This is a genomic window from Betaproteobacteria bacterium, from assembly GCA_016713305.1.
GTDB lineage: Bacteria > Pseudomonadota > Gammaproteobacteria > Burkholderiales.
Genome location: JADJPK010000010.1, coordinates 25333 through 43117, shown reverse-complemented (window position 1 = coordinate 43117; position 17785 = coordinate 25333). Strand labels below are relative to the sequence as shown.

The 17785-nt window shown below is 67.3% G+C and carries 16 protein-coding genes and 1 pseudogene; 14 read left to right on the top strand and 3 right to left on the bottom strand.

Annotation, left to right across the window (positions count from 1 at the left end; genetic code table 11):
- The first annotated feature begins 44 nt into the window (after window positions 1-44).
- From typA to IPK20_14210, 9 genes and pseudogenes are all read left to right on the top strand, one after another.
- Window positions 45-1875 (top strand): annotated as a pseudogene (gene typA, locus IPK20_14250) (translational GTPase TypA).
- A 46-nt stretch (window positions 1876-1921) separates the two neighbouring features.
- A complete protein-coding gene (locus tag IPK20_14245; protein ID MBK8017759.1) occupies window positions 1922-3115 on the top strand; it encodes a hypothetical protein in 1194 nt (397 codons plus the stop codon).
- Window positions 3116-3168: 53 nt separating this feature from the next.
- On the top strand, window positions 3169-4602 hold the full coding sequence (rmuC, locus tag IPK20_14240; GenBank protein MBK8017758.1) for a DNA recombination protein RmuC: 1434 nt from the start codon (window positions 3169-3171) through the stop codon (window positions 4600-4602).
- Window positions 4603-4604: 2 nt separating this feature from the next.
- Window positions 4605-5411, top strand: a complete 807-nt coding sequence (locus IPK20_14235) for a zinc-dependent peptidase (protein MBK8017757.1) — start codon at window positions 4605-4607, stop codon at window positions 5409-5411.
- Window positions 5401-6312, top strand: coding sequence for a hypothetical protein (locus IPK20_14230; GenBank protein MBK8017756.1), 912 nt, complete (start codon window positions 5401-5403; stop codon window positions 6310-6312). Before IPK20_14235 ends, IPK20_14230 begins: the two co-directional genes overlap by 11 nt.
- Window positions 6313-6426: 114 nt before the next feature.
- A complete protein-coding gene (locus IPK20_14225; protein MBK8017755.1) occupies window positions 6427-7032 on the top strand; it encodes a DUF2238 domain-containing protein in 606 nt (201 codons plus the stop codon).
- Window positions 7033-7035: 3 nt separating this feature from the next.
- Window positions 7036-8340 carry a sulfite dehydrogenase gene (gene soxC, locus IPK20_14220; GenBank protein MBK8017754.1) on the top strand — a complete coding sequence of 435 codons (1305 nt, stop codon included), beginning with the start codon at window positions 7036-7038 and terminating at the stop codon, window positions 8338-8340.
- Entirely contained in the window at window positions 8327-8881 is a 555-nt protein-coding gene (locus tag IPK20_14215) for a cytochrome c (protein MBK8017753.1), read from the top strand. Before soxC ends, IPK20_14215 begins: the two co-directional genes overlap by 14 nt.
- 7 nt (window positions 8882-8888) lie before the next feature.
- Window positions 8889-10091, top strand: coding sequence for a hypothetical protein (locus IPK20_14210; protein MBK8017752.1), 1203 nt, complete (start codon window positions 8889-8891; stop codon window positions 10089-10091).
- 16 nt (window positions 10092-10107) lie between these two features.
- Here the strand turns inward: IPK20_14210 and IPK20_14205 are convergent, their stop codons facing one another.
- Together IPK20_14205 and moaA are read right to left on the bottom strand one after the other, a co-directional pair.
- A complete protein-coding gene (locus tag IPK20_14205; GenBank protein ID MBK8017751.1) occupies window positions 10108-11376 on the bottom strand; it encodes a molybdopterin molybdotransferase MoeA in 1269 nt (422 codons plus the stop codon).
- Window positions 11377-11472: 96 nt separating this feature from the next.
- Entirely contained in the window at window positions 11473-12492 is a 1020-nt protein-coding gene (gene moaA / locus IPK20_14200; protein ID MBK8017750.1) for a GTP 3',8-cyclase MoaA, read from the bottom strand.
- A 114-nt stretch (window positions 12493-12606) separates the two neighbouring features.
- Here moaA and IPK20_14195 point away from each other — a divergent pair, with 114 nt between their 5' ends.
- The gene (locus IPK20_14195; protein ID MBK8017749.1) at window positions 12607-13221 is read left to right on the top strand and encodes a hypothetical protein; all 615 of its coding nucleotides are present in this window, start codon (window positions 12607-12609) and stop codon (window positions 13219-13221) included.
- 199 nt (window positions 13222-13420) lie between these two features.
- Window positions 13421-14125: a PEP-CTERM sorting domain-containing protein gene (locus IPK20_14190; GenBank protein MBK8017748.1), complete on the top strand. Its 705-nt coding sequence runs from the start codon at window positions 13421-13423 to the stop codon at window positions 14123-14125.
- A gap of 45 nt (window positions 14126-14170) precedes the next feature.
- Here the strand turns inward: IPK20_14190 and IPK20_14185 are convergent, their stop codons facing one another.
- The gene (locus tag IPK20_14185) at window positions 14171-14977 is read right to left on the bottom strand and encodes a metallophosphoesterase (protein MBK8017747.1); all 807 of its coding nucleotides are present in this window, start codon (window positions 14975-14977) and stop codon (window positions 14171-14173) included.
- Between the two features lie 149 nt (window positions 14978-15126).
- Here IPK20_14185 and IPK20_14180 point away from each other — a divergent pair, with 149 nt between their 5' ends.
- From IPK20_14180 to IPK20_14170, 3 genes are all read left to right on the top strand, one after another.
- Window positions 15127-15903, top strand: a complete 777-nt coding sequence (locus IPK20_14180) for an SDR family oxidoreductase (GenBank protein MBK8017746.1) — start codon at window positions 15127-15129, stop codon at window positions 15901-15903.
- A 22-nt stretch (window positions 15904-15925) separates the two neighbouring features.
- Window positions 15926-16780: a sulfurtransferase gene (locus tag IPK20_14175; GenBank protein MBK8017745.1), complete on the top strand. Its 855-nt coding sequence runs from the start codon at window positions 15926-15928 to the stop codon at window positions 16778-16780.
- A gap of 163 nt (window positions 16781-16943) precedes the next feature.
- A complete protein-coding gene (locus tag IPK20_14170; protein ID MBK8017744.1) occupies window positions 16944-17693 on the top strand; it encodes a PEP-CTERM sorting domain-containing protein in 750 nt (249 codons plus the stop codon).
- The last annotated feature ends 92 nt before the right edge of the window (window positions 17694-17785 follow it).

Genomic DNA, 17785 nt, shown 5'->3' with positions numbered 1-17785 from the left:
TGTCCGTCATCCACGCACGCGCGTCCGCGCAAGGTGTTTCCATCGTGACCCGAGCCATCCGCAACATCGCCATCATCGCCCACGTCGACCACGGCAAGACCACCCTGGTCGACCAGCTCCTGCGCCAGTCCGGCACGTTCGCCGCCCACCAGCAGGTGGCCGAACGGGTCATGGACTCCAACGACCTGGAGAAGGAACGGGGCATCACGATCCTGGCGAAGAACTGCGCCGTGCAGTACGAGGGCACGCACATCAACATCGTCGATACGCCCGGACACGCCGACTTCGGCGGCGAGGTCGAACGCGTGCTGTCCATGGTGGACAGCGTGCTGCTGCTGGTGGATGCCGTGGAAGGCCCCATGCCCCAGACACGCTTCGTGACGCGCAAGGCGCTCGCCCAGGGCTTGAAGCCCATCGTGGTGGTGAACAAGGTGGACCGTCCGGGCGCCCGCGCCGAATGGGTGGTGAACCAGACCTTCGATCTCTTCGACAAGCTCGGCGCCACCGAAGAGCAGCTCGATTTCCCCGTGGTGTACGCCTCCGCCCTGCAAGGGTGGGCGTCCGATTCCGCGACACAGGCCACCCCCGACATGCGTCCGCTGTTCGAGGCCATCCTCAAGTACGTGCCGGTGCGCGACGCCGATCCGGAAGGCGCGCTGCAACTGCAGATCTGCTCGCTCGACTACTCCACGTTCGTCGGCCGCATCGGCATCGGCCGCATCCAGCGCGGCCGTATCCGTTCGGGGCAGCAGGTGGCGCTCATGAACGGGCCGGACAGCGAACCGAAGCTCACCAAGGTCAACCAGGTGCTGTTGTTCAAGGGCCTGGAGCGCACCGTGGTCGAGCAGGCAGAAGCCGGCGACATCGTGCTGGTGAACGGCGTGGAAGACGTGGGCATCGGCGTCACGCTGTGCGATCCCGCCAACCCCGAGGCGCTGCCCCTGCTGACGGTGGACGAACCCACGCTCACCATGAACTTCGTCGTCAACACTTCACCCATGGCAGGCCGCGAAGGCCAGTACGTCACCTCGCGCCAGATCCGCGAGCGACTGGAGCGCGAACTCCAGAGCAACGTCGCGCTTCGCGTGGAGTTCACGGCCGACTCCGACACCTTCGTGGTATCCGGCCGCGGCGAACTGCATCTGACCATCCTGCTGGAGAACATGCGCCGCGAAGGCTACGAGCTGGCGGTCGGCCGTCCTCGCGTGGTCATGAAGGAAGTCAATGGCGAACGTCTCGAGCCCTACGAGATGCTGACCGTGGACGTGGAAGAGAACCACCAGGGCACGGTCATGGAAGAGCTGGGGCGCCGCCGCGGCGAGATGCTCGACATGCAGCCCGACGGCAAGGGTCGTGTCCGCCTGGAATACCGCATCCCCGCGCGTGGCCTGATCGGCTTCCAGGGCGACTTCCTCACCATGACGCGCGGCACCGGCATCATGAGCCACGTGTTCGACGAATACGGTCCGGTGAAGGGCGACATCGCGGAACGCCGCAACGGCGTGCTGATCTCCCAGGACGAGGGCGAAGCGGTCGCCTATGCGTTGTGGAAGCTGCAGGATCGCGGCCGCATGTTCGTCTCCCCGGGCGACGCGCTGTACGAGGGCATGGTGATCGGCATCCATTCGCGCGAGAACGACCTCATCGTGAACCCGGTGAAGGGCAAGAAGCTCACCAACGTCCGCGCCGCCGGCAAGGACGAGGCGATCAACCTCACGCCGCCCATCCAGCTCACGCTCGAATCGGCCATCGAGTTCATCGGTGACGACGAGCTGGTGGAGATCACCCCCGAAGTCCATCCGCATCCGCAAGCGTCATCTCAAGGAACACGAGCGCAAGCGCGCGTCGCGCGCCTCGTCGGACGTCGCGGCGTAATCGCGCCGGTACTTCCGGGTCCGGTTCGTCCGTGCCGGGAACGGCCATGAGCTTTGTCCGGGACCGGACGACTTCCCGGTGCCGGGCTGTCCGATGGAGGGAGTTTCGCATTCCCGACGCCGGCACCCGGTCCGGCGCCGATAGGCTGTTCCGGTTCTCCAGCGGCTGGCTGGCCGGGGCCGCCTGTACTTTCCTCATCTCTGCCTGCAACCCTTTCGGCGATGACATCCCGCGGGACCTGCCTGCCCAGGCCAAGGGCAACTGGGGCCCGGACGGCAAGACGTGTCCCCGCCTGGACGGCGTGTACCGGTACGCGGGCCAGGACGGATCGGGCTTCGCGGCCGCGGACGAGATCTTCCCGCCGACCGAACTCGGACAGTGGAGCGTGGTGAAGCTCGCGTCGCGTTCCGCATCCGAAATCGCCCTCGCCCGGGCCATGTCGCGGGAACAGTTCATCGAGGCGGCCCTCGGCCTGCGGAAGTCGGCGCCGGCCCGTTACGAACGCTGGCGGTCGGAGGTCCTCCTGGGCCCCGATCCGCGCGACATCCGCGTTCCTGGCGAGACGCAGGAACGGCCGGTGCTCGTCCGCTCGCAGGAACACCGGATCATGGCCGTGTCGTGCGAAGCCGGATGGGTGACGCTGTACCGCGGGTCCCGGCTCGTCAAGAAGGGGGGTGAACCGGCCTCCAGCGTTTTCACCCAAGTGGACGTGACGCCGGACGTGGACAAGGGACTGCTCGTGCGCACCGCCCGGTGTCCGATGAAGACCACGGACATCCTCAGCGTCCAGTACTGTTCATCGCCTGCAACCACCTATTCGAGATTGGCGCCCTCGGCCTGGCCGGCCGACTGGGTTCCGACGTCGAACGATCTGCCCCCGCCTGCCGTTGCGGAGACGGCTCCGGCGCTCCAGGCAGCGACAGCACAGAATCCGGCAGCACACGCCGGGTCCGCAGCGGACGAGAACCACGGGCCCACGGACGATGCCGCGCGTCTTGCCACGCATCTGTTCGAACGGCTGGACGGCAGGCTTCCGCAGGGCGTCACGCTCGATTCGATCTCCGCGCGTGGGACCGGTGTCGTGCTCGTGCTGCACGGCTCGCCCACGCTCGACATGCCCGCGCTCAAGGGAACGCTCGGGGCCGATCCCGCCGTGGGCAGTGTGTCCGTGTCGCACGTGAGCGTCGTCGACGCCCAGACTTCCGAATACCGTCTGCTGCTGCTGCCGCGCCGCTTCTGAGCGCCCGGGCGTCGGCGGCTGCAGGTGCGTCGGCCCTCTATACTCCGGACGCCATGAATGCCACCGTCCTCGATCTGATTCTGCTGGCCGCCGCGATCGTCACGCTGCTTCTCGTGTGGCGGCAGCAGGTCACGCTCCGGCGCCTCGAGTCGCGGCAGGACGAAGCCGCGCGGACACTCGCCTCATCGCTGGGCGACCGGCATCTGTCCATGCTGCGCGATACGAACGATGCATTGAACTCGCTGGGCGACCGTCTGGTCGCGAACACGGCGGAGCGCAGCGATGCGCTGCGCGGTACCGTCGAACAGCAGTTGCAGCAGACGCGCGATGCGCTCGTCGCGCTGCAGATGTCCAGCCACCGCAGTCTCGCCGAGATGCGGCAGTCGCAGACCGACGCCCTTTCGGAACATCGCGATGCCCAGCGCCGTGCATTGGGCGAACTGCGGACCGAACTGCTGGAGAAATCGCTCGCGGCCCTGGGCCAGCAGGCGCAGTCTCAATCGGAATCTTTGCGGACGAGCGTCCAGTCGCTGACGCAGCAGCTCACTGCCACGCTCGAGACGCTCACCCGGTCCTTCGATGGCCGCATGGGCGAGATCCAGGGCAAGGTGAACGAGCGCCTGGACGAGGGGTTCCGGCGCACCAACGAGACGTTCGCCAACGTGATGGCGCGACTGGCCACCATCGACGAGGCACAGCGCAAGATCGACGGGCTCACGACCAACGTGGTGAGCCTGCAGGAGCTGCTGGGCGACAAGCGCTCCCGCGGCGCGTTCGGGGAGGTGCAACTCGAACATCTGGTGCGCAACGCGCTGCCCGCTTCGGCCTTCGAGTTCCAGTACACGCTTCCCGGCAATACGCGCGCGGACTGCGTGCTGCGTCTGCCGGAGCCCACGGGGCTTGTCGCCATCGACGCCAAGTTCCCGCTGGAGAACTACCACCGCATGTTCGACGAGGCGCTGACGGAGCCGGAGAGGAAGGAGGCGCAGAAGGCTTTCCGTGCCGATGTGCGCAAGCACGTCGACGACATCGCCAGCCGGTACATCCTGGAAGGCGTGACCAGCGACGGTGCGGTGATGTTCGTTCCCGCCGAGGCGGTGTTCGCGGAGATCCACGCGCACCATGGCGAGGTGGTCGACCATGCGCTACGCCGCCGCGTGTGGATCGTGTCGCCCACCACGATGATGGCCGTGCTCAACACGGCACGTGCCGTGCTGAAGGATGTCGAGACGCGCCACCAGGTGCACGTCATCCAGGACGAACTGGGCAAGCTCGGCCGGGAGTTCGGCCGTTTCGAGGACCGCATGCGCAAGCTCGCGTCGCACATCAGGCAGGCGAACGAGGACGTGACCGACGTGCACAGGACGAGCGAGAAGATCGTGCGCCGCTTCCAGGAGATCGAGCGGGTGGAACTGGACGCGCCGGCTCGGGCGGGGGAGACCATGCTTTCGCCGGTCGCGATGCCGCCTGGCGGCGAGGCGCACTGACCGTGCTGGGGGCGCTGCGGCGGTGGCGTCGCGAACGGACGCTGCAGCGTCATCGCATCGACGACGATCTGTGGCAACAGGCGCTCCGGTGCTTCGTCTTCACGCGCACGCTCACGGACGGGGAAGCAGGCCGCCTGCGCGAGATCGTCACGCTGTTTCTTGCGTCCAAATCCCTCTCCGCCGCCGGTGGCCACCAGCTCACCGACGCCATGCGCATCTCCATCGCCACCCAGGCGTGCATCCTGGTGCTGGAACTGGGAGTGGAGTACTACGACGGCTGGGTCGAGGTGATCGTCTATCCCGACGAGTTCATTCCCGAGCACACCTGGACCGACGAGGCGGGAGTCGTTCATCACGGCCGCGTGCCGCACATGGGCCAGGCGTGGCTGCACGGTCCGGTGATCCTGTCCTGGGCCGACGTGGCGCGCGCAGGCGAGGCCGACGGGTTCAACGTGGTGATCCACGAGTTCGCCCACAAGCTGGACATGCTGAACGGAGATGCCAACGGATATCCACCGCTGCACAGAGGAATGAACCGGACGCAGTGGCGCGATGTCTTCAGCGAAGCGTTCGAACGTTTCAGCCGCAAGGTGCGCCGGCACGTCTACACCGAGATCGATCCCTATGCGGCGGAGTCGCCGGCGGAGTTCTTCGCCGTGATGAGCGAGGCGTTCTTCGAGATTCCGGACATCGTGCAGACCGACTATCCGGACGTGTACGAACAGTTGCGGCAGTTCTACCGGCAGGATCCGTTGGCACGGCTGTCCCGGGACGCTGCGGCGGCAGGAGGGCAGGGCCATGAGGGGTGACAGCTTGGGCGGGATTCGCGGAGAGGAGGGGCCGAACCCGGTCCGGCGCTCGATCGCATTGTTGGCATGGGTCTTCCCGTTTGCCGCCATCTGCGGTCTTCCGGTCCCGGCTCTCGCCCAGCGCACGGTCCTGGAAGTGATCGATCTGCATTACCGCAACGCCGACGAGATGCTGCCGGTCCTGCGGCCGCTGCTGGATCCCGGCGGCACGCTGTCGGCGCACAACAATCAGCTCATTGTCCGCACGAGCCCGGAGAACCTCGCGCAGCTCCGTTCGGTGCTGGACAAGCTCGACCGCCGGCCGCGCCGCCTGATCATCACCGTCACGCAGGACGAGGACCGCGCCCTTCAGGAAAACGACGCCGCCTTAGGCATCCGCAGCGGCAACGCGGCGGTCCCGCTTCCTCCCGGGCCCGGCGCAACGGCCGGCGCCGGTGCAGCGCGGGCACGTGTGTATTCGAGCCGGTCGGCCGCCACCGATCGCACGTCGCGCAGTGTCCAGGTGCTCGAAGGCGGCGAGGCGTTCGTCGCCGCCGGGGAATCTTTCCCGGTGCGCTCCACGCAGATCGTCCCCACGCCCGCGGGGCCGCGTGTCGCCGATTCCACACAGTATCGCGATGCCCTGTCCGGGTTCTATGCTCGCGCCCGGGTCCATGGCGACAACGTCACGGTGGAGATCTCCTCGCAAAGCGCGCGGCGCACGGCCGGAACGTCTTCGCCCGGCACGGTGCGGCAGGGCGTGCTGGAGACCACCGTGTCGGGACGCCTCGGCGAATGGATCGCGCTGGGCGGGGCAGGGCAGACGCGTGACGCGCAGTCGGATAGCATCGTGCGCCGCAGTTCGGAAGCCGCTCGTGACGATCGCCGTCTCTTTCTGAAGGTGGAGGAAGTCCAGCCTTGAACCAGTCGCACAGGAATCCGCCATGACCGCCCGGCCGTGGTTCCGGAACGGGGCCTCGCGGTGACCGGCACCACCGTGCTGTTCCGGTCGTCCGGATCGGCCGCCAACCGGCCGTTGCACGCCGCGCTGCTCGCAGGCTTCCTCCTCATCCTCGGCTGGTCGGGCTTCCATCCCAAGGACACGCTCACCTGGTTCCTGGAGGTGTTCCCCGCCATTGGCGGGGCCGTGATTCTCGCTCTGCTCTATCCGCAGCGCAGGCTCACCGATCTGGTGCTGGTCCTCGTGTTCGTTCACGCCGCCATTCTTTGTGTGGGCGGGCACTACACCTATGCGGAAGTCCCCGCCTTCAACTGGCTGCGCGACGAGTTCGGCCTCGCGCGCAACTACTACGATCGCGTCGGTCACGTCGCCCAGGGCTTCGTTCCTGCGATGATCGCCCGCGAGATCCTGCTGCGGCTTCGCGTGGTGAACGGCCGCGGCTGGCTCTTCTTCCTCGTCACCTGCATCTGCCTCGCCATCAGCGCGTTCTACGAATTCATCGAGTGGTGGGTCGCCCTCGCTTCCGGCGAGGCAGCCGAGGCTTTTCTCGGCACGCAGGGCGACGCGTGGGATACCCAGTGGGACATGTTCCTCGCGCTCCTCGGCGCCATGAGCAGCCAGCTCCTGCTGGGACGCTGGCACGACGGCCAGCTCGTTCGACTCACCGCCTCCCGGATCTGACGCATGAGAACTCCATCGCGCTTCTGGCCCCGCTTTCTCGCCGTATCCGATCCGCGCCCGGTCGCGCCGGGCGGTCTGCTCGATCGCCGGGCCGTGCTGAAGGGGCTGGCCGCCATGAGTGCGGTGTCGGCAGTGCCGGCACGGGCCGAGGACGACGCCCGTCTCGCCGCGGCCATGCCCTGGCAGAAGACCGCCGGCAAGCCCATGTCCGGCTACGGCACGCCGTCCTCCCACGAAGGGCACGTCCTGCGCACGACCTACACGCGTTACGGGGCCATCGCGCTGGGCAACGGCGGATCGTTCACACCCCTGCATCAGCTCGAGGGAACGATCACGCCCAGCGGTCTGCACTTCGAGCGCCATCACCACGGAGTGCCCGATATCGATCCCGCGCGGCACCGGCTCGTCCTCCACGGCCTGGTCGACCGGCCGCTGGAATTCCGGGTGGAGGACCTGCTGCGCTATCCGATGGAAAGCCGGGTGCTGTTCATCGAGTGTTCCGGCAACAGCTTCCGCAATACCCTGGGGAAGCCGGCACAGGTGAGCTGCGGCGAGATTCACGGACTGGTATCCAACAGCGAGTGGACGGGCATTCCCCTGTCGGTGCTGCTCGACGAGGCCGGCGTGCAGACCGGCGCCCGCTGGGTGATCGCGGAAGGTGCGGATGCGGCCACGATGGCGCGCTCCATTCCGCTGGAGAAGGCGCTCGACGACACGTTGGTGGCGCTCTACCAGAACGGCGAACGCCTCAGGCCCGAGCAGGGCTATCCGTTGCGGCTGGTGCTGCCCGGGTTCGAAGGCAACATGTGCGTGAAGTGGCTGCATCGGCTGAAGCTCGCGGATGGTCCGCAGCACTCGCGCGACGAGACGTCGCACTACACCGATCTGCTGCCAGACGGACGCGCGCTGCAGTTCACGTTCGAGATGGGCGTGAAATCCGTCATCACGCAGCCCTCCGCCGGCCGCTCGCTGCCAGGTCCGGGTTACTACGACATCGCCGGGTTCGCCTGGTCGGGGGCGGGCCGTGTGAGGACCGTGGAGGTGTCCGCCGACGCTGGCCGCACCTGGGTGCCGGCCGCGCTGACGGGCGACGCGCCTTCGCACACGCTCGTGCGTTTCCGGATTCCATGGCATTGGGACGGTCAGCCCGCCACGCTGATGAGCCGGGCGACCGACGAGCGCGGGCAGGGACAGCCGACGCGGCCGGAGTGGCTGGCACGCTATGGCGCCAACCAGCGTTACCACTGCAATGCCATCCAGGCCTGGGCCGTCGACGACATGGGGGAGATCGCCAATGTGTTCGTGTGACGGAAGGCTCGTGCGGCGGGCGATCGTCGCGGCGATGCTCACGTGCGGCATCGCCACATCCGCGTCCGGAGACGGGCCCCGGCTCGGGCGGCCGTTGACGCCCGAAGAAGTCGCGCCGCTGGACATCGATGTCGCTCCGGACGGTCTGGGCTTGCCCGCCGGCTCGGCGACGGCCGTCGACGGCGTCGATACCTACGTGCAGAAGTGTGCGTCCTGCCATGGTTTGCGGGGGCAGGGGGCCGCCACGGGTCCGGCACTCGTGGGTGGGCTCGGATCGCTGGGCACGAAATCTCCCAGGCAGACGGTCGGCAGCTACTGGCCCTACGCGACCATCGTGTTCGATTACGTGCGGCGAGCCATGCCCTATGACCGCCCGATGAGTCTCACCGACGATGAAACGTATGGTGTGACGGCCTACATCCTCTGGCTGAACGGCATTGTCGGCCGCGACCAGGTGATGGACGCCAACACGCTGCCCGCCGTGCGCATGCCCAATCGAGAAGGCTTCGTCGATGCGTGGAGCGCACGCCCGAGACCCTGACCCGTCCATGGCGGGTGCCCTGGCCGCCCGGCTGCTGTCGCTTCTTCTGATCGCCGCTTCGTCGTCCGGCGTCGTTGCGGCGGCCGAACGCCTTCCCGTGCGGATCGTGCAGCAGGGGCGGACGATCTCCGCGGGCAACGGACCGGTCACCCTCGAGGCCGCACCGTTCGCGATCCTCGTCCCCCGCGATCGAGGCGACGTGTCGGTCTACGCCACGAACCGGGCGGGCGCGGCAGGTTCCCGGGCCTGGCCCTCCGGCCCGGTCGCCGCCCCGCGCGGAATGATGGCGGCTTCCGCGCCGTTGTCGTTGCACGTGGACGAGGCCGAACCGGAGATCTACGACGGTCTCGAACCGGCACTCCTGGAGCGGTGGGGCAGTGTGCTGGGACCGGATCAGATCGGCGCCTTCGATTCGCTGCGCACCCGGCTCAAGCGGGATCCCCGGGTATTCATGTCCGGCCGGCAGACGCTGCGCTCGGGCAATGCGCACGACTGGATCATGCCGGTCTTCTCGGTAGGCTCGAAGCCGCCGGCGGAATGGTCGGGCAGCGAATTTTCCGTGTTCGTGCTGTCCCGTGACGCGCCGTCGTCGTCCGCGTGGATGCTTCTGGCGAGCGAGACGATTTCCCTGCGCTTCTCGCCTGCAGCGGGACAGGGCGCGTGGCCGTCCGCGCCGCTACCGGCGCCGCGCTTGCTGGATTGTGGAAACAGTGCGGTGGTCGCCGCGGTTCGAGGCTCGAACTGGCAGCGAGTGGAACGGCTGCTTCGCGACGGCCTCGACCCCAACCTGCGGTCGCCGCGCGGTGGAGTGACGCTGCTCATGTGCGCGCTCGGCGGAACGGATGTCTCACCGGAAACCGTGGCCGCGCTGCTGGATGCGGGGGCCGATCCGAATCTCGCCGCCCAGGATGGTCAGACCTCGCTGCACTGGGCGGCCCGCGGGCTCGGCCGGGCCTCGGATCCCGCACGGCTCGCGGCGCTGGAACAGCTCATCCGGCGGGGCGGGGACGTGGAGAGAGAGTCGGCCCAGGGGGAGACGCCGCTGCGCCTTGCCGTGGCCGACGACGCGGCCGAGGCGGTCGCCCTCCTGCTGGCGGCGGGCGCCGATGCGCGGATCGAGAACCGCCACGGAGAATCGGCGCTGGAACTCGCGGCGCGGCTCGAGCGACCGCGCCTGTCCTGGTTGCTGGAACTCTTTTCCGGACGCTGAGCGGGGCGGATCCCGTTCAGAGTGCTCCGTCGAACGCCTGCACGGTCACGTTCGTGCCGGCCTCCGCGTTTCCCTGTTCGGTGGGCAGCACGATGAAGCAGTTGGCCTGGCTCATGGACGACAGGATTCCCGAGCCCTGGTCGCCGGTGGGTTTCACCGTCCATTGACCGGTCGCGTCGCGCGACAGGATGCCCCGCTGGAACTCCGTCCGCCCCGGGGCCTTCTTCACGGGGGCCGTCAACCTGGCCTCGAACGCCGGCCCGGGGTCCACATCCGTGCGGCCGGCGACGATCAGCAAGGCATCGCGGACGAACTGGTAGAAGGTGACCATCACCGCCACCGGATTGCCGGGGAGGCCGAAGAAGTGCGCGTTGCCGATCCGGCCGAACGCGAGCGGACGTCCCGGTTTCATGGCGATCTTCCAGAACAGCACCTGTCCCAGCCGGTCCAGCATCTGCTTCACGTAGTCGGCATCGCCCACGGACACACCGCCGCTGGTGATCACCACGTCGGCGCAGGCGGCCGCTTGGGTGAACGCCTTCTCCACTGCTTCCGGCGTGTCCGGGACCATGCCCAGATCGAGCACGTCGAATCCCATTTCGGTCAGCATGCCGAAGATCGTGTAGCGGTTGGAATCGAAGATCTGGCCGGGACCCGGCGTGCCGCCGATGGGCACCAGTTCGTCCCCGGTGGAGAAGAACGCCACGCGCAGACGCCGGTAGACCGAGACCTCGCCGATTCCCAGCGAGGCGATCAATCCGAGTTCCGCCGGGCGCACCGGCTGACCGCGTCTCAGCACCACGCTGCCCGTCTTGATGTCCTCTCCGGCGAAGCGCCGGTTCTGCCCGAGCCTGGCGCCCGCACCCAGCGTGACCGAGCCGTCCGCCGCCTTGGCGCGTTCCTGCATGATCACCGTGTCGCAGCCGGGCGGAACCACCGCGCCGGTGAAGATCCGGACAGCCTGGCCCGGGCCGACTTCGCCCATGTACGGGCGTCCGGCGAACGATGTCCCGACGATCTTCAGCGTGACGTCCGCTTCGGCCTTCAGATCCGCATGCCGTACCGCGTAGCCGTCCATGGCCGAATTGTCGTGCGCGGGGACGTGGATGGGCGAGACGATGTCGTCCGCCAGGATCCTGCCGAGCGCGGCACGGACCGCGACGCGCTCCACGGTCGTGATCGGCGTGAGGTAGTGGCGGATGTGCCGGCGCGCTTGATCGACCGGCATGGAATTCGGGTCATAGTCGTCGGCGCGCGTGATGTCGAGCAGGGATCGTGGAGTCATGGTGTCGTGTGGATATGCTGCGCGATGAACGGTATGTCACCGTGCCGGATCGCGCGGATCCGGCCTCGGGGAGGGCAGTCGAGAAAGGCGGCGGGATCAGCCGCCGATGTAGGACATCTCCACCTTGGGCCGGGCCGCCGTTTCGGAGGTGCGGATCTCCGAGTAGCGGTCCGCGCGAGCCCGCCACACCCGTTCGATGGCGGCCGAGATCTCCTCATCCGAGCCGTCGCTGCGGATGATCGAACGCAGGTCGGTACCCTTGGTCGCAAACAGGCAGGTGAAGAGCTGGCCCTCCGCGGAGAGGCGCGCCCGCGAGCAGTCCTTGCAGAACGCCTGGGTCACGGACGAGATGAAGCCGATGTCGCCGCTGCCGTCGCGATAGCGCCAGCGCTCGGCGACCTCGCCGGTGTAGTTGGGATCGATGGGCTCGATGGGCATTTCGGCGCCGATGCGCGCGATCAACTCGCTGGACGGCACCACGTTTTCCATCTTCCAGCCGTTGGTGGATCCCACGTCCATGAACTCGATGAATCTCAGGATGTGGCCGCTGCCCTTGAAGAAGCGCGCCATGTCCACGATCGAGTGGTCGTTCACGCCGCGCTTGACCACCATGTTGACCTTGATCGGGTTGAGGCCCACGCGGTCGGCTTCCTCGATGCCTTCCAGCACCTTCTCCACCGGGAAGTCCACGTCGTTCATCTTCATGAACGTCGCGTTGTCCAGCGAATCCAGGCTGACCGTGATGCGCTTCAACCCGGCATCCTTCAGCGCCTGGGCCTTCTGCTTGAGCAGCGAGGCGTTGGTGGTCAGCGTGAGGTCGAGGTCGCCGTGATAGGCGATCATCTCGATCAGCCGCTCCAGCTTGCGCCGCACGAGCGGCTCGCCGCCGGTGATGCGGATCTTCTCCACGCCGTGATCGCGGAAGATGCGCACGAGCCGGTGGATCTCGCCGAAGGACAGCAGCTGCTCGCGTTCGAGGAACTGGAAGTCCTTGCCGTAGATCTCCTTCGGCATGCAATAGGTGCAGCGGAAGTTGCATCGGTCCGTAACGGAGATGCGCAGGTCCCGCAGGGGACGTGCGCGCGTGTCCAACAACGTAGATGGGATGTTTGTCATGGCGTCGTTCTCGGCAGCCGGCGCCCGCGGCTGGGTCGGGGGGGGATTATAACCGCCGGAACACAACGGGCCCGGCGTACACTGGCCCGCCGAACATCCTCCGAGGAGACCCCCATGGCTCGTCCCACCGCCAACCCCCGCGAAGTCGACTGGGCCGGAGAAAACCCCGGCATGTATCTCAAGGAGTCTCCGGATGGACCCTACGTCGCCCTGATTAGTTTCTTCCGGGTGGTCCTGTCGCCGCACGGGCGAGGGCACGCGGCCTTTCTGGTCCTCGACCCCTATGGCGACGGCAAGGATGCGGCCCGGCCCAATCTCTGCGCCACCGACAACGAGCCGATGGCGGAGTGGCTCAAGGACGAATTCGTCGGACACTTCGTCGCCTTCCGCGGCACGAGCGGGCTGGCCAGCGTCCGGACCATCCCGGCCTGGGACTTCGTGGCGGGCGGTGACGGGCGGACGGAGCACGTGGAGTGGTTCCGCTCCTCCGCCGGGCAGGTGCAGCTCGCCTGGAAGGGCTGGGGCGACCGCTATGTCCTGGAACTGGTCGACGGCAAGGCCGTCACCGGGCGGCACGAGATGTTCTCCACGTTCGTGGACGTGCACGAGACTGCCGCATTCATCAACGGGCGGCCGGTCCCCGGGCGGCCGGTCCCCAGGGAATTCGCGGGCAAGAAGAACGCGAGCACGGCCTTTCTCGCTTTCGCCGAAACGTGGGTCAAGAGTTGAGTCGAGCCCCGGGCTGAGTCGAGGCCCGGCTGGCAGGAATTTCGGTTCGTGCAGGCAGCGAAGTCCCTCCCCTATGCGGGGCTGCATATGGCTCGTGCCCTATCCGGCTGTTCAAATCGGGGGGTAGCGGTCGATACGGCGTCCACTCCGGACGCTTCCACAAGGCCGCAATGCGAATGCCGAACCAGGAGCCTGCCCGATGAAACCCGCCACGCTTTTCCTTCCCCCGTTGTTCCTGCTCGCCGGTGCGCTCGGCGCCACCGCGGCGCACGCGGATGTCAACGAAACCTTCTCCATCGGCCCCAACGGCTGGGTCTACGTGGACCTCCGCACCGATACCCTCGGGCTCTCGCAGTACACGGCGGTCGTGAGCCCGCTGGAGGTGACCCACAGCGATGGCGGCAATCCCGGCGGATACATCTCTGCCTCCGATCCTTCCAGCGGATCCTTCTACTTCCAGGCCCCCGCGGCCTTCCTCGGCAATCTCACGCCCTACGCGGGCGGCACCCTGAGCTGGGACACGATCTACACCCCGACGGGAAGCCCTTGGTCCGACGACCCCGACATCATTCTTTCGAACGGCACCACGGCGCTCTTCTACGACGGCAACCTCGACCCGGCAGGCGCCTGGACGCACGTGAGCGTGACGCTGGCTCCCGGTGCCGGATGGACGGTCGGTTCCTTCGGAGGGCCAGCTGCCACGGCCTCCGACTTCGCCGCCGTATTGCCGTCGGTCACCCTGCTCAGGCTTCGCGGGGAGTTTTACAACGGGGTCGCCGAAACGACCGGCGTGGACAACGTGGCGCTGACGTCGGCCGTGCCGGAGCCCAAGACCTGGGCCCTGGTGGCGGTGGGTATTCTGCTGTTGGGCCGCACCGTCAGGACGCGCCTGCCGTCCGTCTGATCGAACTTCGCCGGCCGGGCGCCTGTCCGGCCGGCAGCCACGGTCTCAGACGTCCACCGTCCTGCCCGGATCGAACGCCCCGTTCTCGAACACCACCGTCACCCCCTCCGGCACCTTGCCTGCCAGCCTGGCCCCCGACTTGCGGTAGCCCATCGGATTGGCGACGACGCGGGTGCCGTTCGCCTGGTAGTCGAACCCGTCGTGCGTATGGCCATGGATCCACAGTGCCGGCGTGCCCACCAGGGAGTGCAGCCGCGACACGAAGGCCGCGCTGGTGAGATCCTCCGCCCAACGGGGATGAACGCTCCGCTCGTGGGGCCCGTGATGGGTCACGACGACCGTCGGACCCTCGAAAGGCTCAGCGAACTGTTCCGCGAGAAAGCAGAGGGCCGTCGCATGCAAGGCCAGCATGTCGTCGGGCGTGATGCGGCCGTCCGGTCCGCGCCGGATCGCCCGGAAATCCACCACGTGCCGCAGCGATGCCTCGATGGCTTCCTGCATGCGCTCCTTCCCGAACAGCTCGAAGTCCGTCCAGAGCGTGGTTCCCAGGAAGCGGACGTTGCCGATCACCAGAGCATCGTTCTCGAGGAACCAGACGTTCGCGCTGTTCGCGGAGCGGTCGCGCAGCGCCGCCATGACCTCCGCCAGCTCGCCGTCGTAGAACTCGTGATTGCCGGCCACGTAGACCACCTGCTTTCCGGCGAAGACGCGCTCGGCCCAGTCGATGCCTGCCGTGCCGTTGTGGATGTCTCCCGCGAGCACGACCACATCCGCGTCCGTGGGAGGCGGGGTCCACGAAGGATGGCGATCGGCGTATTCGAGATGGAGGTCCGAAAGGACGTGAATTTTCACTGGGGGCATTCTCCGGTGGCGCGAGGGTGCCACGAATGGCCGGTGATGCGATACGTGTCCGTTGCCGAAGTCACGCGTCCTCGCGGTGGCCGGGGAAGTCCGCGAGAGTCATTTGGTACGATCGGTCACCATCGTCAGGGAGGACATCCATGAAATTCGGTCTGGAAGGGCTTCGCGTGCTGGTCACGGCGGGCGCGGCAGGAATCGGTCTCAAGGTCGCGCAGGCGTTCGATGCCGAAGGCGCGCGCGTCCACGTGTGCGACGTCGATCAGAAGGCGCTGGATGCGCTGGTCGTCTCCAACCCGCGCATCACCTCCAGCGTATGTGACGTCTCCGACCGTGCATCCGTCGCCAGGCTGTTCCAGGACGCCATCACCCATCTGGGGGGACTCGACTGCCTGGTGAACAACGCCGGCATCGCCGGACCCACCGGACCGGTGCACGAGATTTCCCCGGAAGACTGGGACCGCTGCATCGACGTGTGCCTGACCAGCCAGTTCAACTGCACTTGGCTTGCCGTGGAGCACCTCAAGCGCTCGGAGAACCCGTCCATCGTCAACCTGTCCTCTGCCGCGGGGAAGTTCGGTTTCCCCAACCGCTCGCCCTATTCAGCCGCGAAGTGGGGTGTGGTGGGTTTCACCAAGACCATTGCCATCGAGCTGGGCGCGTACGGCATCCGCTGCAACGCGATCCTGCCCGGTGTCGTGGAAGGCGAGCGCATCCGCCGCGTGATCGAAGCCAAGGCGCAGATCGCGGGCAAGTCGCCTACCGAAGTGAAGGATGCCTGGCTCGCCCATGCATCCATCAAGGAACTGATCCAGCCCGACCAGCTCGCGGACATGATCCTGTTCCTCGCGTCGCCGCGCGCCCGGACCTTCTCCGGCCAGGCGATCAGCATCGACGGCAACCTGCAGGCGCTCGTCTGAGACATCACGAAAGGAGAGCCCCATGACCTACCCCGGCCCGCTCGTTTCCACGGCCTGGCTCGACGAGCACCACAAGGATCCGTCGTTGCGCATTGTCGACGCGACCGTGCATCTGCCCGACACCGGACGCGATGCCCGCGCCGAATACCTTGCCGAGCACATTCCCGGCGCACTGTTCTTCGACTTCGAAGTCATCGCCGACCCCGACAACCCGCTGCGCCGCAAGCTGCCGCCGCGCGAGCGCTTCGCCCAGCTGGTCGGTGCGCTGGGCATCGACAACACCACGCACGTGGTGGCCTACGACACGCCGGGGCTCTACAGCGCGGCACGCGTATGGTGGCTGTTCCGTCACTACGGCTACGACAACGTGTCCGTCCTCGACGGGGGATTGAAGTCGTGGAAGCTCGAGAACCGGCCGGTGGAAGCCGGTGAGGTCGCGGCGCCACCGAAGGCGTTCGCACCTGGAGAAACCCGCAATCTGGCCGCCTTCTGGCAGGACGTCCAGGCCGTCACGCAGAGCGGCGGCGCGGAGCAGATCCTCGATGCGCGCACGCCCGGAAGATTCGCCGGTACGGAAGTCGACCGGTACCCGGGGGCGCGTCCCGGACACATCCCGGCGAGCGTCAATCTCTACTGGGCGGATCTGCTCGACCCCCAGACGCGGCGAATGCTGCCCACCGACGAATTGCGCACGCGCTTCGCCAAGGCCGGCATCACCTTCGACAAGCCCGTGACGCTCACCTGCGGTTCGGGACTCACTGCCTGCATTCTCGCGCTGGGCCTGCACCGCCTCGGGCACGATCGCTGGCGTGTGTACGACGGTTCGTGGGACGAGTGGGGCAGGCGGCACGATCTGCCGGTGGAGACGTCGGCGTGAGGGAGAGGTTCGCAGGTGGATCCAGGCGGGCCGACAACGGGTTCCGGCCGTGCCGCCCTGCGATTTCCCTTGGCTGACGAGCGAACCCCTCTCTTGACAGAATAGTTGAAGCCCGAGTAGCGATGCGTTAGCGTTCCGCCAAACCACTCCAAAGAGGCAGACCATGAACACGCATCGCGCTTTTTCCCTGAAGCAGCCTGCATCGCATCCAGCGGCACCCGTGTCGGGACTGTCCTTCTTGTCGAGGTGCAAACGCAGCATGGCACCAGGCTCCGCTGCGATGGGCCTCCTGCTGGCCGCGATCGCTCCCCAAGTCCACGCGCTGGTTCCCGCCTGCACGCCGCAGATCGGTATCACCGAGCAAGTCGTCGAGGCTTCCGGTGGCGCCATCCTCGCCCAGTACGTCATGCAGACCGGCGATCTGTGCGGACAGCAGATCGTGGCGCTCGCAGTCGACAATGACGAGAGCCTCGCGGCGTTTGCGAACCTGTCGGGCTGGAACGCCCAGGTGGTGACCGATGACTTCTGGGATGCCGGCATCGTCCTGCGCCGGGACGACTTGGGTAGCGGCACTTCGTATCAGATCACGACGGGACCCCAAGGGGTGGGCAGCTTCGCGTCCTTCTTCGGTCCGGTCGCCCAGACCGCCAATCTGTACTGGCTTTCGGCGCATTACGGCGGTCCCGTGGTCGACAACTCCACCGGATTCACGGCGGTCGGAACCCCGGTTCCCTTGCCGGAGGATGCCTTCCAGTTCCAGACCAGGGCGCTGGCGTCGACCGCCATCGCGTTCACCCAAGAGGGGGGCGCGATTCCCGTGTCCGCCGTGCCGGAGCCTGCCTCCACCGCAATGCTTGCCCTGGGCCTCGGGCTGCTTGCCGTGGCCGGCCGCCGGATACAGTCGGCGGTTTGACGCATCCAGGGATCGCCGGGACGGGCGGCGCCTCCGACGAGCACCAGGTCCGCGTCGTCCGTTGCGAATCCCTGTGGCTGGTGCGGTGCCCT